Here is a 26,312-nt window from a genome sequence, read left to right as displayed (position 1 = left end):
CGCGCGCCCTCGGACGCGCGCCTCACACCGGAGGTGCGGCGCCGAGTGCCGCGAGGAACCTCAAGGCTTTCATGCTCGGCATAAAAAAATACCCGCCTCCCCGCGTGGTCACGAAGCGCCGCAAGTCGGCCACGCACTGGCGTACGGGTTTCTGGGGAATGAGCAGCCTTCCACCCCCATCTCCGGACAGTGGGTCCTCCGCGCCCTCCACCCCTCCAAGCTGGTCGAAGTGGACCCAGCTGCGCTGGATGAACTCGAACTGGCGGCCCAGGCTGGCGTTGAGCGCGAGGAAGAGCAGCCCCTTGCCGCTCGCGTCGTCGTAGTTGAAGCCGCGCCTCACCAGGCGATGCCGTCGCGTCACCTCCAGCGAGACTTCACGCGAAGGGGGCAGGGCGTCGCGCGGGTTGCAGCGCCGCGTGTGCGCCGTCATCGGGCAGCCGTAGCCGTGCGGGTCGTCACGCGCGTAGAGGAAGCTGTTGTCCACGTCCTTCGCGCTGCTCTGGGCCACGAGCGGCGGCTTCGCCTTCTCCCGGCGGAACAGGAAGGGCAGGAAGCGGTGCAGCGGGCAGCGCTTCGCCGACAGCGGCGCGCCATTGCGCCAGCGGCCCACGAGCTTCGCGGCCAGCCACTCGCGCCTGTTTCCCGGCGTGCCCTCCGGCGCGAGCGCGGCATCTCCTTCGAGGAAGCGCTCGAACTCGCCCACGTCCTGCTCCAGCTTGCGCACCACGAGATAGCTCCCGTTGTGGCCCAGGTCCCTCCAGCCGTCGCGGCCCGGGCTGTCAGGCAGCGTGCTCCCGGGGTCGAGCCGTGCCGGCACGCAGGGCGACAGCGGACGCTCCGCGTACTCGTTGAGGTAGCCGAGGATGAACTCGCCGCGCTTCACCGGTCGGTCGTAGTCGCGCGGGTGCCCTTCGGGGTCCTTGAAGCCCTCGATGCGCGGCTGGGACAGTCCGTCCAGGAAGCCGAAGTGGTCCCGGAAGTAGCCGGGTGGGTCCCCAGGGCGGTGCTCGCGCCGGCCTCGCTGCACATGAATCCCCCGCAGGCCCTGCTGGGCCGCGCGCATGCTGTAGTCATGGAGGAGCCGCTCCATTCGCGGGCCATCCACCGCGTAGAGCAGGAGCAGCACGTGGATTTCGTCCTCGTGCTTCGTGCCGCCCAGTTGCCATTCATCCGGGTCATTGGCTTCCACGTCGCGCAGGTGCTCCCGCGCGCGGCGCGCCATGCCCTCGCGCAGCTCGAAGGGAAGGGTGGCCAGCACCTCGTCGGGGATGCCGAGCGCCGCGAGCCCCCGGGGTGTCAGCGCGACGTTGATGCGCGAGTAGCCCTGGCCCTTCTCGCGGGCCCGGCGCTGGTGCTCCAGCGGGTCCGCGGAGGTGATGGCCCCATGCGCCAGCTCTCCGAGCCACTGTCGGCACAGGGCCGCGTCGTCGATGCGCAGGAACAGCAGCGCTATTTCGTGCATCTGCCGGTAGCCGTGCAGCAGCAGGCCCTGCACGTCGCCCAGGTCCAGCTCGGGCCGTGCGTCAGGCGAGGGGCGCCGGCCCGGCGAGGGGAGGCGGCTCGAATCCAGATGGGGTGAGTCCACGGCGGTTCCTCCAGAGGACTCGCCGCCGCCCGCGAAGGGCGGTGGTGAGCCAGGACAGTGAGTGGGTGACGAGGGCAGGCAGCCGGAGCAGCGCGCGGCCCGGGTCGCACGCCCCTCGGGACAGGAACGCGGCGAAGGCCCGGCGCGCGGACCAGTCCCGCAGCGGCCGGTCCAGGTGCTCGCGCACCAGCAACTCCCGCAGCCGGAGCGCGTTGTGCAGCAGGAGGACGGAGTGCCGCTGGCGGGGGCCTCCGTCCAGGGCGGCGCTGTACCAGACGCGGGTGGGCACCTCGTGCCCGCGCAGCCAGGCCTTGAAGGGCTCCACGGACAGCCGCTTCTTCCACCCGCCCCACCAGGTCCGCCGGGGCGCGTGGCCGCGCGTCTTCGCAGGGAAGCCGTCGGTCCGGCTCCAGATGAGCTCCAGGAAGGCGCGCACGTCCGCGTGGTCCACGAACGCGTCGATGTACGCCTCCCAGCTGTCGTCGTAGTTGCTGAAGAAGATGAGGTGGTGGGGCCCGCCGTCCCCGTCCGAGTACAGCAGCCACCGCGCGCAGTGGATGGTCTGGATGTGGTTCATCCCCACCACGTAGCGGCTGAGGCGCTGGTCCACGCTGCGCAGGGCGACCTTCACCAGCTTCACCGCCAGCGGGCCTCCGGTGACTCGCGCCACGTGCACCATGGGGTTCTGCACCAGGGCGTCATGGGGTGCCGGAGGGCTGCGGGTCGCCGACAGCTCCGGCGCGCACGCGCTCCACTCCTTCACGGGCGGCTTCGGTCCGCGCAGGGAGAGCCACGCCTTCAACCCCAGCACCACCGGCAGCGAGCCGAGGTAGCGGGTGAAGGGGTACGCCAGCGTGGCGGAGGCCGCGGCGTCCCGGGCGGCGGACAGCCGCTGCTTCCAGTCGGGGTCGAAGACATGGGACGAGACGGACCTCGCCACGTCGCACAGCTCACGGTGCAGGTACGGCAGCTCGCCCCGACCTCCGCGCCAGGGTGTCTCCGCGAGCAGCCGGGCCCGCGCGTCCAGGTGCTGGTTCACCGCGCGGAGCACGTCCACGGAGTCCCGCAGCTCCTCGGGGTGCGCGAAGCGATAGACGAAGTCCACATGCCGGGTGGTGGCATCCGCGCGGTGCCGCAGCAGGTACGCCTCCACCGCGTCCGGGTCCTCCAGCCCCGCTTCCGGATAGTCGCGGCAGGCGCGGTAGAGGTCATCGAACAGGCTGGCCTCGCGAGCCCCCTGCTCGCGCAGCCCCCACAGCCAGGAGATGAGCCCGTGGAGCAGCCACCGGTCGAGCGCGACAGGGGCTCCATCCCCATCCGGTACGGTGAAGTCGGCGCCGAAGATGAGCCGCTCGTCCCTCGGCCCCTGGGTGTGCTCCGGCGGCGTCAGGTCGATGATGGCCCAGCGCGCGAAGTGCAGGCCGGGCACGCCGGAGAAGAGCGCGGTGCGGAGCCGGGAGGCCTCCGCGAGGGTCGCCTCCAGCGCTTCGCGCTCGCCCGGCAGGACGCGCGTGATGACGGTGGTTGTGCCATGGCGCATGGTCGTCCCCCCTCCGGGCTCGGGGTCCACCGGAGCGAATCCCCGTGCCGTTGATGTGACGCCGGCCCGCGTGGGAGAGAACGGGCGCGGCTCCTGGGACGCGCCTGCTTGTCCAGCCCCGGGGAGCGAGGGCAGGCAGGTGCGGAGATGCCTGTCTCGGCCCCGAGGGTGATGCGAGCCCCCGGGCGTGGGCGGACGACCAGGGCAGGCTCCAGGCGATTCCTTGTTGAGCCCGGGCACCGTTCCTAACGTGAACGCAGGTGGCCGCCGGACGCGCGCCGTGACCGGGGGAGAGTCGGCGATGCCAGATTGGACCGGTGACGAGAAGGGACATGAGGGCTCCGCGCCGGGGGTGGAGCCGGACGTGGAAGCGCTCGACCGGGAGGACTTCGAGGACACGTTCCTAAGGCGCGTGGCACGGGCCTCCGTGCCTCCGCGCCTGCCCGTGCCCGGCATGCGGATGGGGGACCGCGACGGGCGGCGCTACGAGGTGCTCGAGGAGCTTGGCGGCGGTGCCATGGGACAGGTCTTCCGTGCGCGCGACACCGTGCTGCAGCGGCTGGTGGCGCTGAAGTTCCTCATCCCCCACGAGTCCCTGGCCGAGGCGCCGATGATCGAGCTGCTGCGGCAGGAGGGCCGGGCGATTGCCCAGCTGGACCACGAGCACATCGTCCGCATCTTCAACGTGGACGTCTGGAGCAGTGAGCCAGGGGAGCCCCCGGTCCCCTTCCTCGTCATGGAGTGCCTGGAGGGCGAGTCCCTGTCCGCCCTGCTGCGGCGCGGAAGGCCGGGGCCCCGACGGGCCCTGGAGATTCTCGACGCGGTGGCCGCGGGGCTGGCGCACGCGCACGAGCACCACATCGTCCACCGCGACCTCAAGCCCAGCAACGTCTTCATCACCCGCAAGGGCGTGGTGAAGATTCTCGACTTCGGCCTCGCCTGGCTCGCCGCCGCCAGCGCGCCGCCGGACGTGTCGCTGTCCACCGCGGGCACGCCGCCGTACATGTCGCCCGAGCAGTGGCGGGGGGAGGCGCAGGACGCGCGCACCGACCTGTGGTCGGCCGGCGTCCTCCTGTTCGAGCTGCTCACCGGAGAGCCGCCGTACGTGGGCTCGCCAGAGGAGATTCGCGCGCGCGTCATCTCCAAGGCGCCGGCCCCGTCCGCGCGGGAGCGGGTCCCCGCGCTGACGGAGGAGGTGGACCGGCTGCTGATGTCGCTGCTGGCCAAGGCTCCCGAGGAGCGGCTCGGCTCCGCGGTGGAGCTGCGCGAGCGGCTGCGCCAGGTGGAAGAGGGGCCCTCCTCCCGGCGGCAGGTGTCCCGAATCGCGGCACCGCAGCGGCGGCAGGTGACGCTGGTGGCCTGCCGGCTCGCGGACGTGGCCGGGCTGACGTCGCACCTCGACGCGGAGGACGTGGGCGAGCTGGAGGCCGCGTTCCACCGGAGCTGCACGGAGGTCTTCACCGAGCACGGGGGCACCGTCGTCCTGTGCGTGGGGGAGGAGGTGCTCGGCTGCTTCGGGCACCCGGCGGCGAGGGAGGACGACTCGGAGCGCGCGATGAACGCGGGGCTGCGGCTGGCGACCACGGTGGCGCCGGCGCTCCAGGAGTCCCTCCTGCTGGCCCCGGGCCGCGAGCTGGCCCTGCAGGTGGGCATCCACACCGACATGGTGGTGCTGGACGACACGTCCATCCAGGGCGAGGCCCCGCGCATGGTCACCTGGATTGCCCGGCAGGCGAAGCCCGGCACCGTGTACCTCAGCGACTCCACGCTGGCGCTGGTGCGCGGGGCCTTCGTCACCCAGCCCCTGGACTCGATGCGCTTCACCGGGCTGTCGGGCGTGCGCGACGTGAAGCTCCACCAGTTGCTGCGCCCACGCCGCACCGCGAGCCGGTTCGACCGCTCGCTGGTGGCGCGCCCGCTCACCCCGCTGGTGGGGCGGCGCTCGGAGCTGCAGCGGCTGATGGGCTGGTGGCAGGAGGCGCGTGGGGGGCATGGCGTCTGCGGCCTCATCACCGGCGAGGCGGGCATGGGCAAGTCGCGCCTGCTGCGCGAGCTGCGCGAGCGCGTGCCCTCCTTCATGGCCATCCGCCTGCGGTGCCAGTGCTGGCCCCAGGCGACCACCAGCGCCTTCGCCCCCATCATCGACCTGCTGCGCCACCTGCTCCACCTGGACGTGGAAGGCTCGCCGAACCAGCACCGGGCGCGGCTGGAGGCCGGGCTGGGCGCGCTCGGGCTGGGCCACCAGCGCACGTGGGTGCTGTCGAGCCTGGTGGGCCTGTCCGGTGAGGAAGGCGCGCCGCACCTGCGCTACACGCCGGACCGGCTGAAGCAGGACACGCTGGAGGCGCTGACCGCCCTGCTGCTGCGGTTGGGAGAGGACCGGCCGGTGCTGGCCGAGGTGGAGGACCTGCACTGGGCGGACCCGTCCACGCTCCAGCTCCTGGGCGTGCTCCTGGAGCGGCTCCCCCGCACGCGCACGTGCCTGCTGCTGACCGCGCGCCCGGACTTCCGGCCGCCCTGGCCCGTGAGTGGGGACATCCGCCGGCTCGCGCTGGAGCGCCTTCCGGCCGCCATCGCCGGAGAGCTGGTGCGCAGGGCCGCCGGACGTCAGGGACTGCCCTCGGAGCTGGTGGCGCACCTGGTGGCCAAGACGGACGGCGTCCCCCTCTTCGCGGAGGAGCTGACGCGCACGGTGGTGGAGCGTCCTCCCGGCGAGCAGGGGGCGCCCGCCACGCTGGCCCTCTCCGTTCCGCTGTCCCTGCGCGAGCTGCTCATCACCCGGTTGGATCGGCTCCCCGGGCCGCGCAAGGAGCTGGCCCAGCTGTGCGCCGTCGTGGGGCGGAGCTTCTCGTACGCGCTCATCGCCGCGCTGTCCGGCTGGAGTGACACGGCGCTGCGCAATGACCTGGCCGAGCTCGTCTCGGAAGGGCTGCTCCAGCCCGAGGAGGGACTGGAGCCGCGCTTCGGCTTCCGGCACGCCCTCATCCAGGACGTGGCGACGGACTCGCTGCCCAAGCAGCAGCGGCGGCTGTACCACCGGCGCGTGGCCCGCGTGCTGGCGGAGCAGTTCCCCGAGGTGTCCGAGGCGCAGCCGGAGCTGTTGGCCTGGCACTACTCGGGGTCGGGACAGACGGAGGCGGCCTTGCGCTGGTGGGCCCGCGCGGGCGAGCTGGCCAGCCGGCGCTCGGCGAACGTGGAGGCCCTCAGCCACTTCCGGCAGGCGCTGGAGCTGCTGCTCACGCTGCCGCCCTCGCGCGAGCGCTCCGGACAGGAGCTGAAGCTGCTCTGCGCCATGGGGCTGCCGCTGGTGCAGGTGCAGGGCTACCACTCGGCCGAGGGCGAGCAGCTCTACACGCGGATGCTGGCGCTGATGCGCGAGCTGGAGGACGACCTGCCCCGGCTGGAGCCGCCCTACTGGGTGCCCTTCTCGTACGCCTTCGCGCGGGCGCGGTGGAGCGAGGCGCACGAGGTGGCGGAGCGGCTGGTGCGGCTGGGCCGTGGCCACGGCCAGCGGGAGCTGCTGGCGCTGGGCTACCGGATGATGGCCGTCGACTTCTTCACCTGGGGGCAGGTGCCCGCCGCGCTGGAGCATGTGGAGCTGGCGCTCGCGTTCTCCGACTTCGGGCTGGAGCATCACCAGGTGCTGGCGGTGAAGCACTGGGTCAACCCCCGCGTGGCGGCCCTGGCGTACGGGGCGGTGGTGCACGCGGTGGTGGACGCGCCGGAGCGCTCGCGGGAGTACGGGCGCCAGGCGCTCCGGCTGGCCATGGACATCGGCCACCCCAACACGACGGCCTTCGCGCTGCTGTACGTGTCGCTGGCGTGCCAACTCCGCCGCGAGCCGCACGAGGCGCTGGAGCTGTGTGACAGGAACATCGCGCTCTCGCGCGAGCACCACTTCCGACTGTGGCTGGGCTGGGCCTCGCTCATCCGGGGGTGGGCGCAGGCGATGATGGGCAGCGCGCGCGAGGGGCTGGCGCTGATGCAGTCGGCCCTGACGCAGTGGCGGCGCTCCGGCTTCGCGGCGGGGCTGCCCCACTTCCTGGGCATGCTGGCCGAAATCCACCTGCTGCTGGGGCAGGCCGAGGAGGCGCTGGACACCGTGCGCGAGGCGCTGGCGCTGGTGGAGTCGACGGAGGAGCGCTCCTACGAAGCGATGCTGCGGGGACTGGAGGCGGAGGCGCTCGGGGGCCTGGGTCGGGACAGGGAGGCGGAAGCGGCCTTCGCCCGGGCGCTGAGCGTGGCGGAGGCGCAGGGGGCTCTGGGCTACGGCAGGTTGGTGCGGGAGGGGCGCATCGGCCACCCGCGGGTGGAGCTGCCAATGCCCTCCACCACGAGGTTGGAGGACTCGGCGCCTGGCTCCTGAGCGAGCGGGCCTGGAGTGGGCGCGTCACGGCGCGCTCGGGGAGCCTCCTCCCGTCTGGGGAAGGGAGGAGTGTGACGCGATGATATCTCCGACGACGGATGTGGATGGAGCGATGGGAGCGGGGCCACCTGCCGCGCGCGAGCAGGTGGAGGCGCAGCTCCATGTGCTGTGCCAGCGGGAGGAGTATGGCCTGGCGGTGGAGCTGGCGATGCGCGCCTATGGGCCGGAGATACGGCGGCTGATGACCTCCGTGCTCCACCACCCGGAGCTGGCGAAGGACGCCTTCAGCCTCTTCAGCGAGAACCTCCTGAAGGGGCTGCCGGGCTTCCGGTGGGAGAGCTCGTTCCGCACCTGGGCGTACCGGCTGGCGCGCAATGCCTGCTACCACCAGCTCCACATGCCCGCGGCCCGCGAGCAGCCCGTGAGCGAGCCCGCGGCGAACGAGCCGCAGCGCCACCGCACGGACACCCATCCCTGGCAGCGCACCGCCGTGAAGGAGCGCTTCCGCGCGCTGCGGGAGCAGCTGGAGCCCCACGAGCGGATGCTGCTGATGCTGCGCGTGGACCAGCGCCTGCCCTGGACGGAGATTGCCCGGGTGATGGCGGAGCCGGACGAGCCCGTCACCCGTGACGCGCTGAACCGCCGCGCCACGGCGCTGCGCCAGCAGTTCCAGCGCGTGAAGACGCGGCTGCGGGCGCTCGCCATCGAACAGGGCGTCATCTCCGTCGAGAAGCTGGACGCGTAGCTAGCGCGCCGCCACGCTCCGGAGCAGGGGGCGCGCCTTCTCCAGCAGGGAGAGGAACTCCTCCCGCTCGGCGTTGCCGGCGGGCGTGGCCGCGCGGGCGATTTCGCGCACCTGCTCGAAGCTCCAGCGGTCCGCGTGGGGGCTGCGCCGCAGCAGCTCCGCCGCGCCCATCACCGCCGACGCGAAGCGCAGGTCGGCGCTGGCCTCCTTGAACGTGCTCGCGAGCGCCCGGGCAGGGAAGCGATGTGCGCGCTCGGTGGCGGACTCGCCGCGAGGCCGCTTCGCGCGCATCCGCACCGTGGCCAGGCCTTCTCCCGCGCCGGGCTTCAGCTCCAGCTCGTACAGCGCGGTGACGGTGTGCCCGGAGCCAATCTCCCCCGCGTCCACGCGGTCGTTCCGGAAGTCGCGGTCCGCGATGTCCCGGTTCTCGTAGCCCACCAGCCGGTAGCGCGCCACCTGCTCGGGGTCGAACTCCACCTGGAGCTTCACGTCCTGCGCGATGACCTCCAGCGTCCCGCCGAGCTGCTCCTGGAAGATGCGCCGCGCGGCCAGCAGCGAGTCCACGTAGTAGTGGTTGCCGTTCCCCTTGTTCGCGAGCTGCTCCATCATCGTGTCCTGGTAGTTGCCCATGCCGAAGCCCACGGTGGTGAGGGTGACGCCCTCCTTCACGTGGCCCTGGATGGTCTTCAGGATTTCCTGGTGGCTCGTCGCGCCCACGTTGGCGTCGCCGTCCGAGAGGATGATGACGCGGGAAATCGAAGCACCATCCAGCGTCTGCATCGCCTGCTGGTAGGCGAGGTCGATGCCCGACGCCATCGCGGTGGAGCCGCCCGCGGACAGCTCCTCGATGGCGGTGTGGATGCTCGCCTTGTGCTCCATGCCCGTGGGGGGCAGCACGCGCCGCACGTTGCCGGCGTACGTCACCAGCGCCACGGTGTCGCCGTCGCGCAGGTTGTCCACCAGCATCCGCAGCGCGCGCTTCGCCAGCGGCAGCCGGTCCGGGGACTGCATCGAGCCGGACACGTCCACCAGGAAGGTGAGGTGCGCGGGCTTGCGCTCGGACACGCTCAGCCGGCGGCCCTGTACGCCCACGCGCAGCAGGTGGCGTCCCGGCGTGTACGGCGAAGGCGCGGCGTCCAGGTGCACCGCCAGCGGGCCGTCACTCGCGGCGGGCTCCGGGTAGGCGTAGCGGAAGTAGTTGAGGAACTCCTCCACGCGCACGGCCTCCCTCGGAGGCAGCGTGCCTTCCAGCACCTTGCGCCGCGCCAGCGTGTACGAGCCCGTGTCCACGTCCACCGCGAAGGTGGACAGCCGGTCCTCCGCCGCCGTGACGAAGGGATTCACCCCGTAGTCGCGGTAGCCCTCGCCCACGGTGGAGGACGGAGGCTCGGCCTGCGCGGAGCTGTGCATGCGAGTGCTCTTGCCGGCCTTGCCCCCGAAGGACATGGAGCCCTGGCCCTGCGCGACACCGCCGCCACTGCCCGAGCCGTAGAGGGAAACCCCGGCGCCGTAGCTCGCGCCTCCGGCGCCACGGCCCCTGGTGCCGAGGCCGCTGATGCCCTGGCCCATGCCGATACCCCCGCCACCCGCGCCGGTGCCTCGCTGCCCGAGCTTACCCATCAGTCCCTCCGAGGGCTTCGAGGAGGACCCCTGGGCTCCCTCGCTCTGGGCCAGGATCTTCAGCCCCGAGGGCGCGGGTCCAAGGCGCGCCGAGGAAGGCGCGGGTGCGGGTGCGGGCGCGCTCGCGGGGCTGTCGGCCCGCGCCTCCTCCTTCTCAACCTCAACGAGCTTCGCGACGGTGGGCGCTGGTTCCGCTGGCCTCGCTTGGGCCAGGTGGGTGGAGTCGGACTGCCGCGCTGCCGCTGCCTCGGTGTCCTCTCGTGAACGGCAGCCCGACACCGTGCTCCCCAGCAAGAGCGCGCAGACGACTCCCATGACGGCCAGGTGGATCCGCCTCATTCACTGCCTCCGTTGGCTTGGATTCGCGAAGTCATCCGACAACGGCACGTGAAAAAAGGTTCCGGCTACGTCGCGGCGCGGCCTGAAAATAGAAGAGGTCCGCCCTTGTGAGCGGACCTCCTCTCAGTGGCGGCACACGTGCTCGCCTTCGGCCCGCGTGGGGCCGCCTACAGCTCGTTGCCGGGCGCGACGGGCGGGATGCAGTCCAGGCACGCATCACCGCAGTACGTGCTCAGGCCGTCGCACGACGTGCACAGGTACTGGTTCTTCGGGCAGCCGGCGGCGGCCGAGACTTCACCTCCAGGCGCGACGGGCGGGGTGCAGTCCAGGCACGCATCGCCGCAGTACGTGCTCAGGCCATCACACGAGAGGCACAGGTACTGGCCCTTGGGACACCCGGCGGCCTCCTGCACCTGCTGGGTGTCTTGCGGCTCCTGCGTCTCCGGCGCCTGGCTCGGGCCGCAGCCGACAGTCAGGACCAGCGTGAGTGCCGCGGACCAGGCGAGCAACTTGGAGTTCATGGTGTTTCCTCGCTGTTGGGGGGACTTCGCCGTGAACCTAGCTGCTCGCTCCAACAGCGGAGAAGCGTGTGCCGTCTCGCTGCAATCCGACAGGAAGAGCGCGGCTTCCGTGGCAGTGACAGTGGAGCGCGTCTAGGTTCGTGGAATGACGCGCGCGGAATCCGACACGTGGACACTGCCCTGGCGTGGCCTGGGGCTGAGCAGCAACCTGAGCACGGCGGACGTGCCTCAGCCGTACCGGATGCTGGACGAGTCCCCGGGCCTCTTCGACTTCGTCGAGTACAGCGCGCCCCTGTCGCTGGACGAGGCGCGAGCCCAGGCGTCGCTCTTCCCGGAGATGTGGCGGCGGCGCCCGGAAGTGCCCGTGCTCTTCCACCCCGTCCACCTCAACCTCTGGGGCCCGGAGCTGGAGCCGGCGTCGGCGCTGGCCGAGCTGGACGCGCACGCGCGCGCGGTGGGCAGTCCGTGGGTGGGCAACGACGTGGGCTGGTGGCACGTGGGCGGCCAGCCCTTCCCGGGCTACCTCTACTTCACGCCGCCTTTCAACGAGGCGGGCCTCCGCGACAGCGTGGCGCATGCGCTCCACGTGCAGCGGCACCTCTCACTGCCCCTGGTGCTGGAGAACCCCGCCGTGCTGGCGCGGCGTGGGGACTGGCACGTGCTGGACTTCATGGCCCGGCTGCACTCGCGCACCGGGTTGCCGCTGCTGCTGGATTTGGGACACCTCTTCAGCCACCAGCTCTCCGCGGGCCTGCCGCTGGAGACGGGGCTGGACGGCTTCCCGCTGGACAAGGTCGTCGAGCTTCACATCGCTGGCGGCGTGGTGACGCGCCGGGGCCTGCGCCAGTTCTACGTGGACGACCACACCCAGCCGGTGCGCGAGGAGCTCTTCACCCTGCTGGAGTCACTGCTTCCGCGCTGTCCCTCGCTGCGCGCCGTCACCTTCGAGGGAGACGGCCACCCTCCCGAGGTGGCCAGGGTGTCACTGCGCCGCCTGCGCACGCTGGTGCCCGCGGGCGAGCGCCCTCCGCTGACGCTGCGCCCGCCCCGCGACGTCGCCGTGCCCCCGCTGACGGGGGAGGGCCGGCCGTGGGAGCTGTTCGACGCGGGCCATGGCGCCACCGCCGCCGCCACCGTGGACGACGTGGAGGGCACGCTGGCGGAAATGGACTTCCGCCTCGCCGTGGTGGCCGAGGTGCTGGACCGGGAATGGCCGCTCACGCGCCTGCTTGCCGCGGGGACGCGCGAGCAGCTGGCCGCCTTCACCGGGTCGCCCGAGTACCGAGGCCTCTTCGGCGGCACGGGCCGCTCGCTGGGTCAGGTCTTCTCCAAGTGGGCCATGCGGCGCCTGCGTGAGCAGCCCGACGAGGGGGCCTCGGCGGCGCTGGCGCTGGAGATGCTCCTGCCCACCCTGTTCCTCCGCCCGGTGCCGCCGCCGGGGGCAGGGCAGGTGGGGCTGGCGGAGGACGTGCGGCCGGGCTCCCTCCCGGTGGACCTGTCGGAGCTGGTCTACTCCGCGCGCTCGGTGCGCCGCCACCTCACCGCGCGTGCGTGGGCGTGTGGCTCGCTGGAGATGTCCGGCCTGGAGTCGCTGTCCCAGGTGGCGCGTCGGCCGGGCCCGGGCCCCTGGTCCTTCCTCGCCCGCCGCAGGGGAGGGGGGCACGAGGTGCTGACGGCGACGCCAGGGCTGGCGGAGTGGCTGCGCAAGCTGACCTTCCTCCCCATGTCGGTGGAGGAGGCGCCCCCCGCGCTGCTGGCCGAGGCCCAGGGGCGCGGGCTGATCCGCCGGGGATGAAATGTCTGCCAGTGGACCGAAGCCTTGCACTGGCCCGCTCGGTAAGGTACGTCGCGCCCCCATGGCGTCCCCCCTCGTCGTTGGCATTGCGGGCGGCACTGCGTCCGGTAAGACCACCGTTGCCCGCAAGGTCCGCGAGGCGCTGGCTGACTGTCGCGTGGCCTTCATCGATCAGGACTCGTATTACCGAGACTTGAAGGACCTCCCGCTCGCTGACCGGCGCGAGGTGAACTTCGACCATCCGGATGCCTTCGACCGGGACTTGCTCGTGCAGCACCTGCGCGAGCTGAAGTCCGGGCGCCCCATCCAGAAGCCCGTCTACGACTTCGTCACCTCGTCCCGCCAGCCGCGCACCATGACGGTGGACCCCGGCGACATCGTCCTCATCGAGGGCATCCTCGTCCTGCACATGAAGGAGGTGCGGGACGAGATGGACGTGAAGATCTACGTCGACGCGGATGACGACCTGCGCATCCTCCGGCGGCTCACCCGCGACATCAAGGACCGCGGCCGCGACTTCGACCACGTGGTGGGCCAGTACCTGCGCCACGTGCGCCCCATGCACATGGGCTTCGTGGAGCCGTCCAAGCACTTCGCGGACATCATCATCCCGCACGGCGGCAACAACGAGATTGCCATCGGCATGCTGGTGGGCGCGCTGCGCGGGAAGCTCTCCGGCCCGACGCCGCGCGAGTAGTCAGCAGCGCCGCAGGAAGTCGCTCAGCGGGCCGTGCAGGCGGTCCGCGTCCGACAGCAGCGCGCCGTGGTCTCCCGGGCCCGGCAGCTCCAGGAAGCGCGCACTCACGCCCGCGGCGCTCAGCAGGTGGTAGGTGTCCCGCACCCGATTCACCGGCGCCAGCGCGTCCGAGGAGCCCGCCACCAGCAGCACCCGCGCGCGGATGTGCTGGAAGCAGTCCGCCACGTCGCAGCCCGCGTAGGCCGAGCACAGCGTCGCCCAGGACACGGGGTCGAAGGTGTCCGCGAAGGCGTCGGCCTCGGCCTCCAGCGCCTCCCGGGCCGTCTCGGGCGTCGGCCAGTGGGCGGCGAGGTACTCGCGCCCGAAGAGCAGCTTCTGGAAGTCCAGCCGCAGCCGCCGCATCGTCTTGTGGGGCATGCCGTCCGGCCCGTACAGGCCCTCGCGGAAGTCCGGGTCCGCGCGCAGCAATTGCCAGGACAGGCCCAGCTTCTCGCGCACGCCCTCCGGCAGCGCCCGCGCCGCGCCCAGCGTCACCACGCCGCCGGCCAGCTCCGGGAAGAGCGCCGCCAGCCTCAGCGCCACCAGGCCCCCCAGCCCCACGCCCACCAGCGCGCGCACCTTCGTCAGCCCCTGCGCCCTCAGCGCCGCGGACACGCCGCGCGCCATGTCCAGCACGGTGAGCGGCGGCAGGTTCAGGCCCCAGCGCTCACCCGTCGCCGGGTCCGCCGAGGCCGGAGACGTGGTGCCGAAGGGGCTGCCGAGCAGGCCCGGCACCACCACCGGCGTGCTCTCCGGGTCCAACGCCAGGCCCGCGCCCACCAGTGCTCGCGCCCACCCGGAGGGCTGGTACGCCGAGTCCTCCACCGGCCCCAAGGCTCGGTGCGAGTGGGAGAGGTCGTGCAGCAACACCACCGCTTTGCCGTCGGACGGTTCCCCGTAGGCCTCCCAGGCCACCTGGGGGTTGTTCAGCAGCTCTCCCTCCTCCAGAGGAAGCGGCACTGAGAACAGGTGGGTGCTGGTGGCCTGGATCACGTTGGGGAATTTTCATATCACTGCCAGCTCCAACGCACAGGAGCCAGCCTCGTGAAGCGCTACTTCGGAGTCATCGTCATCATCGCGGGGGTGCTGCTGGCCTCGGTCATGAGCTACCGCAGCGCCAGTTCCAAAGCGAAGGAAGCTCAGCGGGAGGCTGACGCCCAGCGCATCCAGGCGGAGTACCTCGAGCGCGTGGGGTGGATGCGCGTCAACCCGAGCGACACCGCGTACCGCGAGGAGCTGAAGCCCTTCTTCCGGACGTACTTCGAGCAGGTGGACACGCACCTGACCCAGTTCGGCGGCAACACGAAGTTCGACGGCTACCTCACGGAGCTGGAGAAGCGCGCCGAGAGCGGCAAGGACGACCGCGTCGACGACAAGAAGGCCTTCTACGAGTACACCCGCAAGCACTTCGACAGCCTGCGCGAGGGCAAGTACAGCCCGGTGTGGACGGCCACGGACAAGGGCATGCGCCTGGACGTGGTGTCGTCGGACGTCGTGATGGTGATGGGCAAGCCCCAGGTCCGCCTGCAGCTGGCGCTGTGGGGCGCGCAGCGCTCCATGAAGGACGAGGGCAAGGTGAAGAAGATGCTCACCAGCGCCTCCTTCGCCACGGTGTGGAAGCTCACCGACGCGAAGGGGAAGCTGCTGGGTGAGATGCGCGGTGGAGACCCGTCCATGAAGGTGGACTTCCCGGAGCGCTACATCCCCCAGTTCCCGCCGCAGATGGTGCTGGGCCACTACGACCTGGACCTGATGCCCAGCGAGGTGGCGAAGGTGGAGATGACCATCAGCGTCTCCTCGCGCTCGGCGTCCGGCGGTGACGCCGCCGCCAACTACGTGTGGAAGCTGGACGTGCCCTCCGACTGGAAGCTGGGCGCCGGCGAGACGTGGGAGGGCGCCACCCAGGAGGAGCGCCCCGAGGACGAGATCGACCCGTCGAAGTCGGCGAAGAACGAGTAGACGCCCGCGAGTATCACTCCACCACGGTGAAGTGGGACGCCAGCCGGTACGCGGACAGCGTGCCGGCGTCGTCCAGGAAGTAGAGGTTGAGGCGCACGTCCGCCTGGAGCGCGACGAGCCCCACCCCCACCCGCACCTCCGCGAGCACCTGTCCGCCGCGAGGGTCCACCGCGCGCACCCGTTCCCCGGGCACCAGCGTCACGCCCCGCGCGGTGCGGGCCGGCAGCGCGCGGATGAGGGGCTCGCCGGCGGCGCCCACGCGCCAGTCCACGGTGCCGGAGGCGGACACCCGGGCGGCGGCCCCGGACGCGCTCGTCACCACCACCGCGCGCGGCAGCGAGGACAGCGCATAGGGGCCCGGCCCCAGGTTCAGCGGCCGCTCCCAGACGCGCTTGCCCTTGGCGTCCAGGCACAGCAGGACGCCCTCGCGCTCGCGCTCCCCGGCGAGGAACACGCGCGAGCCCACCGGCAGTGGCGCGGAGGGGTGGATGAGGTCCGGCTCGTGCGTCCACACGGCCTCGCCGGTGTGCGCGTCCGCGAGCAGCACCGCCCAGTGCGAGCCCCGGCCGAGCATGGAGAGGAAGCGCCGGCCCCACGCCACCGGCGGGCAGTGGAAGGGCATGGGCGCCCGCATCCGGTAGCGCACCTGGCCGTCCTCCAAATCGAGCCCATAGAGGTAGCCCGAGTCGGTGCCCACCAGCGCCCGGTGCCCCTGTGTGGACAGCCAGCTGCGCTGCGTGCGCGGGGGCGCGAGGCGCCACACCTCTCGCCCGGTGGCCTCGGCGAAGGCGACGACGGTGCGGTCCTCGGAGAGGGTGAGCAGCAGCCCGTCCTTGCGCAGCAGCAGCGGGCCCAGGGGGATGCCGTCATGGTCATGCAGCCAGCGCGCGCCCGCGCCCCGGCCGGTGAAGCCGTACACGCGCGTCATGTCCGCCGCCACCGCGTGCCCGTCCGCGGACGCCGCCACGCCCAGCGCCGCCGCGCGCTTCCACAGCAGCGTCCCGTCCTTGCGCGAGAAGGCCGAGGCGAGCTGCGGCGCGCAGTACACCGGCCCGTGCCGCCCCAGGAGCAGCCGGGCCTCCTCCGCGTCCGCCAGCCCGCGCTTCTCCCACAGCGGGTCGAAGCGCAGCCGGCGCAGGCGCCCCGGCACCTTCAGCGGCTTCGAGCTGCCCCGGCCGGGCCGGGCCTTCTTCTCGCGTGCCGCGCCCTGGGCCTCGGGGGGCTGCACCGCGCCGCGCAGGTGCGAGAGGCCCTCGCGGCAGCGCTCCGCCAGCTCCACCAGGTACGGGTTGCCCACCTGCGCGCGGTCCGCCTCCGCGAAGGCCGCGGCCAGGGCCTCGCCCAGGTGGAAGAGGGCGGCGGCCAGCGCCTTTCCGCCCAGCGGGAACGGCGTGCCGGTGCGCCCGGGCTTCGCCTTGCCCGTCTTCAAGTCCAGCACCAGCACCGGCCTCGCGCCCGCGGGGGCCAGCTCGAAGCGCTCCTCGCCCAGCTCCACCGCGCGCGCCAGCTCCACCGCCTGCCGCGACAGCTCCAGCACCGTGAGGAAGGGGGGGCCCGGCACCCGCCACGCCTCGGGCCTGCCCGTCAGCGACAGCCACACCTCGCCCCCGGCCAGCAGGGGCGCCAGGGGGCCGGCGGTGCCGCGCTCGCTCGCACGGCCGGTGGGCACGCCCGCGCCGCGCAGCTCGAAACCGAAGCCGGGCACCTCCTGGGGCTCCAGGCGCTTCGTGGAGGGCTGCGCCGGCGCCTCCTCGGGGGGCCGCGCCGGACGGCGGAGGGCCTTGAGGGGCTCTCCCAGCGCCTGGGCGAGCGGGGTGGAGAGCGCCTTGGGGCCCACCCGGGTGACGTCCGCGAGGAAGCGCTCCCCGCCCTCGCGCGCCGCCGCCGCCAATTCGTCCACGTCCACCCGGACGGGTGGGCGCAGGAGCCGGGCAGGGCGGGCGAGGCTCGCCACCAGCAATTCCACCTCCGGCCCCACCCGGCGGAGCACCAGCTCCAGGTGGGCCTCCGGCAGCGAAACCTGGGCCAGCCGCTGGCGCCCCCCACAGATGGCCGCAACTGAGCGCACCAGGGAAGGCACCACTTCTGCTAGAGACTCCTCCACGGCCCCGGACAGCAGGTCCACCCCGTCCAATTCCAGTGCGATGGAATCGAGCGGGGAAGTCGCGGGTTCGCGTTTCCAACGCTGTCCGATGCGTATGCGGGTCATCTTCTGCGGGTCATCTTCCGTTCGTTGACAAGCCAGTTTAGCGATGGCTAGCATCCGCCACCCATACGGACCTACATTTTTGTAACCGTTCGGAATTCTTGGGGAATACTCGATGACATTCTACGAGGCCGCGCTCCGTGTCCTGGAGAGCGAAGGTCGTCCCCTCCATTTTCTCGAAATCACTGAGAAGTCCATCCAGCAGAGCCTGCTGTCCCACGTGGGCAAGACGCCTGAGGTGACGATGCTGTCGCGCCTCGCTGCCATGGCGCGCCGCACGCGGGATCGCAAGGTGATTGTCACGGCGAAGGACACCTTCGCGCTGGTGGACTGGTCGATTCCCGAGGACGTGGAGGCTTTGGCACAGACTGGCGTAATCGAGCCACATCCGGAAGAGGAGCTGCCGCCGCTGCGTCCGGTGGAGCGCCATCCGGAGCCCCGCACGGACAACGTGCGGGTGGCCGGCCGTGGCAGCGACCGCAAGCGTCGCCGCGACGAGGAGGAGGACCGGGGTGGGCGCCGCAAGCGCTTCCCGCCGCTGCCGGAGGTGGTGTTCGAAATCCTCAGCGAGGAGGGAATCGCCCTTCGCACCGAGCAGCTCATCGAGCGCGCCCGGAGCAAGGAGCTGTGCGCCGAGGAGACGACGGTGGAGGCGGTGCTCACCGCGCTGCTGGAGGACAACCAGCGCCGCATCGACGCCGGCCGCCGCCCGCAGTACGCCTTCAACAAGGAGTCCGGCGAGGTGTCCCTGGAGCGCGCGGGCGCGCCGAGCGAGGCTCCGCCGCTGGAGCTTCAGGCCGCCTTCGCCCAGGCGCTGGGCATCCCCCTGGAGGCCGGGCGCCCGCTGCTGGGCAAGCCGGCCGCCGCGGCCACCGCCGAGCCGCTCGTGGACGCCGCCGCCGCGCTGGCCGTGCTGCGCACCACGCTCAAGGACGCGCGCCGCGCCGTGGCGCGTGGGCTGCGCAAGCGGCTGGGCGAGGCGGACGTCGGCACCTTCGAGAAGTCCGTCGTCAAGATGATGCACGGGCTGGGCTTCCGCGAGCTGAAGGTGGCCAAGCGGTCCAAGGACGGTCCGCTGCTCACCGCCCGCAAGCGCGAGGGCAGCGTGGAGCTGCGCTACGCGGTGCGCATGCTGAAGGGCGCGCCCGCCATCGACCGCAAGAGCGTGCAGGAGCTGCGGCGCGACCTGGGCCACTACTCGGCGCAGGTGGGCCTGCTGGTGAGCGCCGGGGACGTGCGTGCCGACGCGCGCACCGAGGCCCAGGCCAACGGCTCGCTGGTGATGCTCTGGTGCGGCGACGCGCTGGGCGAGAAGTTCCTTGAGGCGGAGACGGCCGTCACCGTCACCCGCGTGGAGCTGTACGAGGTCGACGAGAAGTTCTTCGAGGCCGCGAAGCTGGACGCCGAGGAGGCCCAGAAGCGCCGCGAGGAGCGCCAGCGCGAGAAGCACGCCCGGGGCGAGGGAGAGGAGGCTCCGGCGGAGTCCGCCGCTGCCGCCGCGCCCGAGCGCGAGCGTCCGCGTGACAGGCGCCGCCGGGAGCGCGAGGCCCGCGAGGCCCGTGAGGCCGAGGAGAATGGCGAGGCCGCCGAGGCCACGCCCGCCGCACCGGCCGCCGCCGAGGGCCGCGAGAGCGTGCCCTTCGCCGCGTCCCCCGCCGCGCCCGCCCAGCAGTCGGGCGAGGACGAGGAGGGCGACGACGACGAGGAGGGTGACGACGAGGACCTGGAGGCCGCCAGCGCCTTCGTGGGCGGCGCCCGTCCCGAGGGTGCGTCCGCCGAGGGTGGGGCCGAGTCCGCCGGAGACCGCAAGCGCCGCCGCCGTCGCCGTCGCGGTCGCCGCGGCCGTGGCACCCGCGAGGCCGGTGCCGCGCCGGGAGCCACGCCCACGGCAGAGGGCGCCACGCCCGCGCCGACGGGAGACGCCGCCGCGCCGACCGCGGAGGGCGCCACCGCCGCTCCGGCCGGTGAGGTCACCGCTCCGAGCGCGGAGGCCCCCTCCGCCGCCCCGGCCGGCGAGGCCCCCACCACGCCCCCTTCGGGGCAGGGTGAGGCCACCGCCGCGCCCGTCGAGGCGTCCCCGACTGCCGAGGCGTCCCCGACTGTCGAGGCGTCCCCGACGCCCATGGAGGCCGCGCTGGCCGAGGCGAGCGAGTCGCAGGAGGTGCGAGAGGCCACCGAGCGGCGGGACACGCCTCCGCCTCCGCCCCCTCCGGACTCGTCCGAGGGAGGCCAGGGCTGAGTCGGCGTCCCAGGCGGGCCGGGAATGGCCGGCGGCGTTGCTTCCCGGGTGTTAACCTGGAGGGGCGATGAAGCCGGCCCTGCTGCTCGCCTTCTGCGTCGTTCTCCTCGGTGCCTGCCGTTCGCGGGCGCCGAGCTACCCGGTGGCGCCGGTGGAGGTCTCCGGCTCCACCGTGCGGGACAACGCCCTGCTGGGACTCGCCCCGGAAGGGGTGGCGACGCTGCTGACCGAGGCGCTGAAGACCTCCGGCCGCTTCGTGCAACACGGTGACGACGCGCCTCCGGAAACGCGCCCCTGGCGGCTGACGCTGGACGTGCCCTTCACCCGCGAGGTGCTGAAGGACGGCGACCCGCGCAGCTACGCCGAGGTGGGCGCCACCCTGACGTTGGAGCGCTTCGGCGGGGACCTGCCCCAGCAATATGAGGTGGTGGGCCTGGGCGAGGCCCCCGTGCTGGAGGACTCGCCCACCGGGCGCCAGGAGGCCATGGGCACGGCGCTGCGGAGCGCGCTGCGCCAGGTGACGGACGCCGCCGTCCTGCAGCTCTCCGCGCTGGAGCGCAGCGACGAGGCGCTGGTGCAGGACCTGCGAGCCGCGGACTCGCGCCTGAGTGAGGTTGCCCTGCGCACGCTGGCGGAGCGCCAGCACCCGGCCGCCGCGCCGCTGCTCATCGACCAATTGCAGGATGCCACCGACGCCGACGCCGTGCGGCGGACAATGGGCACGCTGGTGGAGATGAAGGCCCGCGTCGCGGTGCCGGTGCTCATCGACCTGGCGCGGGGCAAGGACCTGGGCTTCGTGCAGGAAATCGTCTTCGCGGTGGGCGAGATTGGTGGCCCCGAGGCGGAGGCCTACCTCTATACGGTGGCCCAGGGCCACGACGCGCCCGCCGTCCAGGCCGCGGCGCAGCAGGCGCTGGACACGCTCTACGCATCACGCAAGCACTCAAACGCGGAGGCGCGTGGCCCGGGCCACGCGGACTGACATCGAGATGAAGCCTTCATTCGGCGTGGGCGGAGTGGCCCTGCTGGCCACCCTGCTGCTGGGCAGCGGCTGCACCAAGAATGTGGAGGCCGCGCCGCGCGCGCCTTCCACCGACAACGTGTCCCAGTACTACCCGCTCGCGGTGGGCAACCGCTGGACGTACCGGCTCAACCGCATCGCCAGCAAGCAGGTCACCGTGGAGGTCCTGAAGGAAGAGGACGGCTACTTCCACGACAACCAGCGCGGGCAACTGGCGGTGGACTCCTACGGGCTCCGGGACGCCAAGCGCTACCTGCTGCGAGGGCCGCTGCAGGTGGGGCACTCGTGGACCAACGTGGTGTCCGTCTCGTCCACGGAGCGCTACCGCATCCTCGAGGTCGGCGTGCCCTGCGAGGCCCCCGCCGGCGCCTTCCAGGGCTGCGTCCAGGTGGAGGCGCGCAACCGGATGGATGCGAACGCCACCATGGTGAACACGATGACCTTCGCCCCCGGCGTGGGCATCGTCCGGGTGGACATCTCCGTGGAGTCCAAGGAGGGCCAGCGCACGCCCCAGGTCCTGATGGAGCTGACGGGCTGGCAGCTGGCCTCCGGGGAAGGGCGCGTACCGCCCGCACCCGAAGCCACTCCGGCCGGCTGAACGCCCGCCCCGTGACAGGGCGGGGGACGGGAGTGACGCGGCGGGTTGAAAGGCCGGCCGCCCCTCCGTACCCTGGGCGCTCTTCCGAGGTGCTCCGTGCCCGTCGATTCTTCCGAGCAGACGCAGGAGGAGCTCATCCTGGGCTTCCTCTCCGAGAGTGGGAGCGACTTCGCCTCTGGAGAGGCGCTCTCCGGCAAGCTGGGCCTGTCCCGCACCGCCGTGTGGAAGCGGGTGGAGGCCCTGCGCGGCAAGGGCTACGTCATCGAGGCGGTGTCCGCCCGGGGCTATCGCCTGGTGGAGGTGCCGGACCGGCTCACCTCGCTGGAGCTGGCCCCGCTGCTGACCACCCGCGAGCTGGGCCGCACGGTGCACCACCATGACTCGGTGGGCTCCACCAACGAGGTGGCCTTCCGGCTGGCGCAGGACGGGGCCGAGCACGGCGAGGTGGTGGTGGCCGAGCAGCAGACGTCCGGCAAGGGCCGCCGGGGCCGCGTCTGGGTGTCCCCGCCGGGCCTCAACCTGTACTTCTCCGCCATCCTCCGCCCGGAATTGCCGCCCCAGCGCGCCCCGGAGCTGACGCTGGTGGCCGCCGTGGCGCTGGCGGAGGCGCTGCGCGACTCGGGGACGGAGGCCGCCATCAAGTGGCCCAACGACGTCCACCTCGACGGGCGCAAGGTGGCGGGCATCCTCACGGAGCTGTCCGCCGAGCCCGAGCGCGTGCACTTCGTGGTGGTGGGCGTGGGCGTCAACCTCAACTCCCGGGTCGAGCACTTCCCCGAGGATTTGCGCGCCACGGCCACCTCCCTGGCCCTGGCCACCGGCGAGCGCGTGCACCGCGCCCGCTTCGCCGCCACCCTCTGGGGCCGGATGGAGGAGTGGTTGGACCGGTACCTGGAAGAGGGCTTCGACGCGGTGCGCACCCGCTGGAAGGCGCTGTCCTCCACGCTGGGCCAGGACGTGCTGGTGCGCACGGACCGCCAGGAGCTGCGCGGGCTGGCCGAGGACATCGACCCCTCCGGCGCCCTCCTGGTCCGGACGGAGGGGGGGACGCTCGAGCGGGTGCTCGCTGGCGATGTCGAGCAGCTGCGCCCCCGGAAGTCGCCCCGCACCCGGTAGGACAGCGCGTGTGGCGTCCCCGGGGCCCGCCTTCGCGATAGAGTGCGCGCCGTGATGCTCCTGGCCATCGACGTTGGCAATACCAACACCGTCCTTGGGGTCTTCGAGGGCCGCCGCCTGCTGGACAACTGGCGCGTGGAGACCAGTACGCGCCGCACCTCGGACGAGTACGGCATCCTCGTCCGCCAGCTCTTCACCCACAGCGGCATCGACGCGGGGAAGGTGGGCGCGGTGGTGGTGTCCAGCGTGGTGCCGCCGCTCCAGTTCAACCTGGAGAAGATGAGCGAGCGCTACTTCCGCACGCGCCCCATGTTCGTCGGGCCGGGCGTGAAGACGGGCATGCCCATCCTCTACGACAACCCGCGCGAGGTGGGCGCCGACCGCATCGTCAACGCGGTGTCCGCCTACGAGAAGCACCACTCCGGCGTCATCGTCGTCGACTTCGGCACCGCCACCACCTTCGACGCGGTGTCGCCGAAGGGCGAGTACCTGGGCGGCGCCATCTGCCCCGGCATCAACATCGCCATGGAGGCGCTGTTCCAGAACGCCTCCAAGCTGCCGCGCGTGGAGTTCGCGCGGCCCCCGCACGTCATCGGCCGCAACACCGTGCACTCCATCCAGTCGGGGCTCGTCTTCGGCTACGTGGGGCTGGTGGACGGCATCTGCGCGCGCATGCAGGCGGACCTGGGCTTCCCGGTGCGGGTGGTTGCCACCGGGGGGCTGGCCGCGCTGGTGGCGACCGAGTCCAAGGCCATCCACGAGGTGGACGAGTTCCTCACGCTCGAGGGCCTGCGCATCATCTACGGAAGGAATCACGCGTCATGACCACCGCCGCACCGAACAATGTCCCGGCGCCGCCTCCCGGCTGCCCCTTCAACGCGGAGTTCCTCCCGCCCAACCTGCGCAAGCACGTGGACCCGGCCGCGCCGGTGCCGCTGCGGATGATGGCCGCCAAGTCGCTGGTGCCGCTCAGCCCCTCGGACATGCTGGGCGCGCTCTACATGCTCACGTTCGACCCGGACGCGGGCGTGCGCGAGACGGCGACGAAGACGGCCGCCGGCCTGCCGGACAGGATTCTCGGCTCCGCTGTGCGCGACGAGGAGGTGCAGCCGCCCGTGCTGGGCTACTTCCTGGGCCTGCTCAAGGCCAAGGAGGCCTACGCGGAGATGCTGGTCCTCAACGCCAGCACGCCGGATGAGGCGGTGGCGGACGTGGCGAAGGACTGCTCCGCGAAGCTGGCGGAGACCATCGGGCAGAACCAGCTCCGCCTGCTGCGCCACGAGGACATCCTCCGCAACCTGTGCGCCAACCCCAACGTCCCCGTGACGCTCACCGACAGCGTCTGCGACTTCGCGGTGCGCAGCGGCCTGGTGATGGTGGACGTGCCGCAGATGAAGACGGCGCGCATCCGCCTCTTCGGCCCCGAGGCCGCCGAGGCCCCTCCGGACCCGGGCCCCACCGCCGAGCAGGTCCTCCAGGAGTTCGCGGAGGTGGCGAAGGAGGACGCCGCGCCGATGGAGGAAGGCAAGCGCCTGACGCTCGCCCAGCGGGTGATGAAGATGTCCATCGCGGAGAAGATCAAGCTGGCCACGCTGGGCAACAAGGAGGCCCGGGGCACGCTCATCCGCGACACCAACAAGCTGGTGGCGGTGGCCGTCATCCGCAGCCCGCGCATCACCGACGGCGAGGTGCTGTCCTGCGCGACCAACAAGGCGATGATGGATGACGTGCTGCGCGTCATCTACAGCAACCGCGAGTGGACGAAGAACCAGAAGGTGAAGCTCGCGCTGGTGAAGAACCCCAAGGTGCCGCTCACCGTCACCATGAAGTTCCTCAACACGTTCCGCGACGCCGAGCTGAAGGACCTCAGCCGCGACAAGAACGTGCCCGCCGCCGTGCAGTCCTTCGCGAAGAAGATGCACGAGAAGAAGACCACTCCGAAGAAGCAGGAGTGAGGGCAGGGGAGGGGCTCCAGCCACGTGGGTGGCGAGCCCCTCCTGCAGTGCCCCGGGCTTCCCCGGGTTCCCCCGGGCCTCCAAGAAGGCCCGGGGCGGACCGTGGTGCTGCTAGGCCGCGGCCTCGGCGTCGTCCGCCACGGAGGAAGCGGGCTCGTCCAGGAGCTGCTGGGCGATGGCGAGCGCCTTCTTCGTCTTCTCGCGCAGCTTCTCGTCGTTCTTGATGCGCGCGTAGAGCTTCGTCACGCGCTCCTCGTCGCGCACGGCGGCGGCCTCCAGCTCGCTGATGCGCTTGCGCAGCTCGTCGGCCTCCTCCGCGGCGCGGGTGCCCTGCTCGGACAGCTGGGCCTGCGTCTCGTCGAGCTGGGCGCGCAGCGTCTCGGCCTCGCGCTGGGCGGCCTCCACCTGGCCGCGCAGCCCCTCCGCCTCTTCCTGGGCGGCCTGCACGTCCGCCTCGAGCTGGCCGGTGCGGCCGCGCAGCTCCTCCACCTCGGCGCCGAGCGCCTGGGCCTGGGCCTGGTGCTGGTCCAGCTCCGTCTGGAGCGCGCTCAGCTGCGCGGTGGCGCCACGGGCCTCTTCCTTGGCGGCGGCGAGCTGCTGGTCCACGCGCTTGCGCTCCGCGCCCAGCGTGTCCGCCTTGCTGGTGAGCGTCTTGATCTGCGCGTCGCGGCGGGCAATCTCGGACTCGGCCGTGCTGGCCTTCTGCTCCAGCTCCAGGTGCTGGTCCTTGAGCTCGACGATCTCCTGGTCCTTCTGGTTCAGCTCCGTCTTGAGGCGGAGGATCTCCTTGTCCCGCTTGTTGACGGCGTCACGCAGGGCGAAGGTGTCCTTGTCGTTCTTCCCGGTGGCCGCGCGCGCCGTCTCCAGCTCGGTGGCCTTGCCCTCCAGCTCGGCCTCCAGCTCGCGCACGCGGTCCTCGGCCTGGGACGACTGGCCGCGGGCGTCTTCCAGCGCGCCCTGCAGCTCGGCCACCTTCGCGCGCAGGTTGCGCAGCTCCGCCGCGTCCGCCGCGGACGTGATTGGGGCCGCCGTGGCGGCGGTCGGGGTGGCGCGCGCGGGCGGGAGCGACATGCGCGGGGTGGCGGCCGCGGGAGGCGGCGTGGCGGCGCGCGCGGGCTCCGGCGCTCGCACCGGCTCCGGCGGGGGACGCACGGGTGCCGGAGGCGCGGACGGGGGCATGAAGCCCACCACCGTCTTCTCCGAGTCATCCAGCGAGTCCAACGCGTCGTCCGCGTCCGAGCCCAGCGAGTCCAGCGAGGCGAAGTCCTCCTCCACGCCCTCCACCACCGTCTCGGGCGGGGCGACGACGGGCTCCTCGTCAATCGAGGGCTCGTTCTCCGGGGCGGACATGTCGCTGAAGGCGGCGTCGAGGTCCAGCTCCTCGCCCTGCACCGCGGCCTCCTCGCCGGTGTCGACGGAGATCTCCTCGCCGAAGTCCGCCGTCATCGGCTCGTCGCCGAGCGCGTCCAGCGTGAGGCTCTCGTCCACCAGGTCCTCGGAGGCGGGCAGCTCCGGGAAGCCGATCAGCGCGCCCACGCGCTCCACCAGGAGGTTGGCGTCCACCGGCATGGCGACGTACTCGTCCGCGTGCGCCTTCAGCTTGCGGTGCTGCGCGAAGCCGTCCGGGTTGCCGACGATGACGATGGGGACGTTCTTGAGGTCGTCGTCCTTCTTCAGCTTGCCGCAGATGAGGTAGCCGTTCTGCCCCGCGGACAGCTCCACGGCGATGACCGCCAGGTCCGGCCGGTCGCGGCGGATCTGCTCCACGCTGCCCTTGCCGTCGGCGGTGTCCTCCACCGTGAAGCCCCGGCCTTCCAGCGCGGGACGCAGCGTGGCGGCGAGTGCGGTGTCGCTCTTTTCGACGATCAGGATTTTCTTGGACATGGAGGGACGGCCCGTCCTGCGGTGCGGCGAGTGCGGCGCGCGTGTGAGCGCCACTCAGGCGGCCGCGCGCGAAGAAAAGCTTCGCTG

At 72.2% G+C, this 26,312-nt stretch carries 18 protein-coding genes; 11 read left to right on the top strand and 7 right to left on the bottom strand.

What is annotated here, in order from left to right:
• Positions 1–22 precede the first annotated feature (22 nt).
• Both G4D85_RS19965 and G4D85_RS19960 read right to left on the bottom strand, forming a co-directional pair.
• Positions 23–1,585 (bottom strand): Dyp-type peroxidase, encoded by a 1,563-nt coding sequence (locus tag G4D85_RS19965; protein ID WP_164014273.1) that lies wholly within the window; start codon positions 1,583–1,585, stop codon positions 23–25.
• Positions 1,524–3,125, bottom strand: a complete 1,602-nt coding sequence (locus G4D85_RS19960; protein ID WP_164014271.1) for a hypothetical protein — start codon at positions 3,123–3,125, stop codon at positions 1,524–1,526. Before G4D85_RS19960 ends, G4D85_RS19965 begins: the two co-directional genes overlap by 62 nt.
• A 301-nt stretch (positions 3,126–3,426) precedes the next feature.
• On the opposite strand from G4D85_RS19960, the gene G4D85_RS19955 reads away from it, so the two are divergent.
• Both G4D85_RS19955 and G4D85_RS19950 read left to right on the top strand, forming a co-directional pair.
• Complete coding sequence (locus G4D85_RS19955; RefSeq protein WP_164014269.1) at positions 3,427–7,491, top strand: protein kinase domain-containing protein; 4,065 nt, start codon at positions 3,427–3,429, stop codon at positions 7,489–7,491.
• A 79-nt stretch (positions 7,492–7,570) separates the two neighbouring features.
• The gene (locus tag G4D85_RS19950) at positions 7,571–8,236 is read left to right on the top strand and encodes an RNA polymerase sigma factor (RefSeq protein WP_164014267.1); all 666 of its coding nucleotides are present in this window, start codon (positions 7,571–7,573) and stop codon (positions 8,234–8,236) included.
• Here G4D85_RS19950 and G4D85_RS19945 read toward each other — a convergent pair whose 3' ends face one another.
• Positions 8,237–9,856 (bottom strand): vWA domain-containing protein, encoded by a 1,620-nt coding sequence (locus G4D85_RS19945; RefSeq protein ID WP_164014264.1) that lies wholly within the window; start codon positions 9,854–9,856, stop codon positions 8,237–8,239. It abuts the gene before it with no gap.
• Positions 9,857–10,362: 506 nt separating this feature from the next.
• Entirely contained in the window at positions 10,363–10,716 is a 354-nt protein-coding gene (locus G4D85_RS19940; protein WP_164014262.1) for a hypothetical protein, read from the bottom strand.
• 145 nt (positions 10,717–10,861) lie between these two features.
• Here G4D85_RS19940 and G4D85_RS19935 point away from each other — a divergent pair, with 145 nt between their 5' ends.
• Together G4D85_RS19935 and udk are read left to right on the top strand one after the other, a co-directional pair.
• On the top strand, positions 10,862–12,511 hold the full coding sequence (locus G4D85_RS19935) for an MbnB/TglH/ChrH family RiPP precursor modification enzyme (protein ID WP_164014260.1): 1,650 nt from the start codon (positions 10,862–10,864) through the stop codon (positions 12,509–12,511).
• Positions 12,512–12,572: 61 nt separating this feature from the next.
• Positions 12,573–13,208 (top strand): uridine kinase, encoded by a 636-nt coding sequence (gene udk / locus G4D85_RS19930; protein ID WP_164014258.1) that lies wholly within the window; start codon positions 12,573–12,575, stop codon positions 13,206–13,208.
• Here the strand turns inward: udk and G4D85_RS19925 are convergent, their stop codons facing one another.
• Positions 13,209–14,240: an alpha/beta fold hydrolase gene (locus G4D85_RS19925; RefSeq protein ID WP_164014256.1), complete on the bottom strand. Its 1,032-nt coding sequence runs from the start codon at positions 14,238–14,240 to the stop codon at positions 13,209–13,211. It abuts the gene before it with no gap.
• Between the two features lie 51 nt (positions 14,241–14,291).
• Here G4D85_RS19925 and G4D85_RS19920 point away from each other — a divergent pair, with 51 nt between their 5' ends.
• Positions 14,292–15,206 carry a hypothetical protein gene (locus tag G4D85_RS19920; RefSeq protein WP_205525615.1) on the top strand — a complete coding sequence of 305 codons (915 nt, stop codon included), beginning with the start codon at positions 14,292–14,294 and terminating at the stop codon, positions 15,204–15,206.
• 13 nt (positions 15,207–15,219) lie between these two features.
• Here the strand turns inward: G4D85_RS19920 and G4D85_RS19915 are convergent, their stop codons facing one another.
• The gene (locus tag G4D85_RS19915) at positions 15,220–17,415 is read right to left on the bottom strand and encodes an outer membrane protein assembly factor BamB family protein (RefSeq protein ID WP_164014251.1); all 2,196 of its coding nucleotides are present in this window, start codon (positions 17,413–17,415) and stop codon (positions 15,220–15,222) included.
• Between the two features lie 112 nt (positions 17,416–17,527).
• Here G4D85_RS19915 and G4D85_RS19910 point away from each other — a divergent pair, with 112 nt between their 5' ends.
• The 6 genes from G4D85_RS19910 to G4D85_RS19885 all read left to right on the top strand — a co-directional run bounded on the left by G4D85_RS19910 (position 17,528) and on the right by G4D85_RS19885 (position 24,341).
• Positions 17,528–19,651 carry an HTH domain-containing protein gene (locus tag G4D85_RS19910; RefSeq protein ID WP_164014249.1) on the top strand — a complete coding sequence of 708 codons (2,124 nt, stop codon included), beginning with the start codon at positions 17,528–17,530 and terminating at the stop codon, positions 19,649–19,651.
• A 67-nt stretch (positions 19,652–19,718) separates the two neighbouring features.
• Positions 19,719–20,633 carry a HEAT repeat domain-containing protein gene (locus G4D85_RS19905; protein WP_164014247.1) on the top strand — a complete coding sequence of 305 codons (915 nt, stop codon included), beginning with the start codon at positions 19,719–19,721 and terminating at the stop codon, positions 20,631–20,633.
• Complete coding sequence (locus G4D85_RS19900; protein WP_164014245.1) at positions 20,611–21,270, top strand: hypothetical protein; 660 nt, start codon at positions 20,611–20,613, stop codon at positions 21,268–21,270. Before G4D85_RS19905 ends, G4D85_RS19900 begins: the two co-directional genes overlap by 23 nt.
• A gap of 96 nt (positions 21,271–21,366) precedes the next feature.
• A complete protein-coding gene (locus G4D85_RS19895; protein WP_164014243.1) occupies positions 21,367–22,386 on the top strand; it encodes a biotin--[acetyl-CoA-carboxylase] ligase in 1,020 nt (339 codons plus the stop codon).
• A gap of 54 nt (positions 22,387–22,440) precedes the next feature.
• The gene (locus G4D85_RS19890; protein WP_164014484.1) at positions 22,441–23,211 is read left to right on the top strand and encodes a type III pantothenate kinase; all 771 of its coding nucleotides are present in this window, start codon (positions 22,441–22,443) and stop codon (positions 23,209–23,211) included.
• On the top strand, positions 23,208–24,341 hold the full coding sequence (locus G4D85_RS19885) for a hypothetical protein (protein ID WP_164014241.1): 1,134 nt from the start codon (positions 23,208–23,210) through the stop codon (positions 24,339–24,341). The genes G4D85_RS19890 and G4D85_RS19885 overlap by 4 nt, the downstream gene beginning before the upstream one ends.
• A 111-nt stretch (positions 24,342–24,452) precedes the next feature.
• On the opposite strand, the gene G4D85_RS19880 is transcribed toward G4D85_RS19885, so the two are convergent.
• Positions 24,453–26,225, bottom strand: coding sequence for a response regulator (locus tag G4D85_RS19880; protein WP_164014238.1), 1,773 nt, complete (start codon positions 26,223–26,225; stop codon positions 24,453–24,455).
• Between the last annotated feature and the right edge of the window lie 87 nt (positions 26,226–26,312).

This window comes from Pyxidicoccus trucidator (assembly GCF_010894435.1).
GTDB lineage: Bacteria > Myxococcota > Myxococcia > Myxococcales > Myxococcaceae > Myxococcus > Myxococcus trucidator.
The sequence above is the reverse complement of the archived record's forward strand: the minus strand, read 5'-3'. Positions and strand labels throughout refer to the sequence as shown.

Coding starts and splice junctions, on each gene's coding strand:
- G4D85_RS19960 (WP_164014271.1), bottom strand. CDS start 3,125: ATGCGCCATGGCACAACCACCGTCATCACGCGCGTCCTGCCGGGCGAG.
- G4D85_RS19955 (WP_164014269.1), top strand. CDS start 3,427: ATGCCAGATTGGACCGGTGACGAGAAGGGACATGAGGGCTCCGCGCCG.
- G4D85_RS19950 (WP_164014267.1), top strand. CDS start 7,571: ATGATATCTCCGACGACGGATGTGGATGGAGCGATGGGAGCGGGGCCA.
- G4D85_RS19945 (WP_164014264.1), bottom strand. CDS start 9,856: ATGGGTAAGCTCGGGCAGCGAGGCACCGGCGCGGGTGGCGGGGGTATC.
- G4D85_RS19940 (WP_164014262.1), bottom strand. CDS start 10,716: ATGAACTCCAAGTTGCTCGCCTGGTCCGCGGCACTCACGCTGGTCCTG.
- G4D85_RS19935 (WP_164014260.1), top strand. CDS start 10,862: ATGACGCGCGCGGAATCCGACACGTGGACACTGCCCTGGCGTGGCCTG.
- udk (WP_164014258.1), top strand. CDS start 12,573: ATGGCGTCCCCCCTCGTCGTTGGCATTGCGGGCGGCACTGCGTCCGGT.
- G4D85_RS19915 (WP_164014251.1), bottom strand. CDS start 17,415: ATGACCCGCATACGCATCGGACAGCGTTGGAAACGCGAACCCGCGACT.
- G4D85_RS19910 (WP_164014249.1), top strand. CDS start 17,528: ATGACATTCTACGAGGCCGCGCTCCGTGTCCTGGAGAGCGAAGGTCGT.
- G4D85_RS19905 (WP_164014247.1), top strand. CDS start 19,719: ATGAAGCCGGCCCTGCTGCTCGCCTTCTGCGTCGTTCTCCTCGGTGCC.
- G4D85_RS19890 (WP_164014484.1), top strand. CDS start 22,441: ATGCTCCTGGCCATCGACGTTGGCAATACCAACACCGTCCTTGGGGTC.
- G4D85_RS19885 (WP_164014241.1), top strand. CDS start 23,208: ATGACCACCGCCGCACCGAACAATGTCCCGGCGCCGCCTCCCGGCTGC.
- G4D85_RS19880 (WP_164014238.1), bottom strand. CDS start 26,225: ATGTCCAAGAAAATCCTGATCGTCGAAAAGAGCGACACCGCACTCGCC.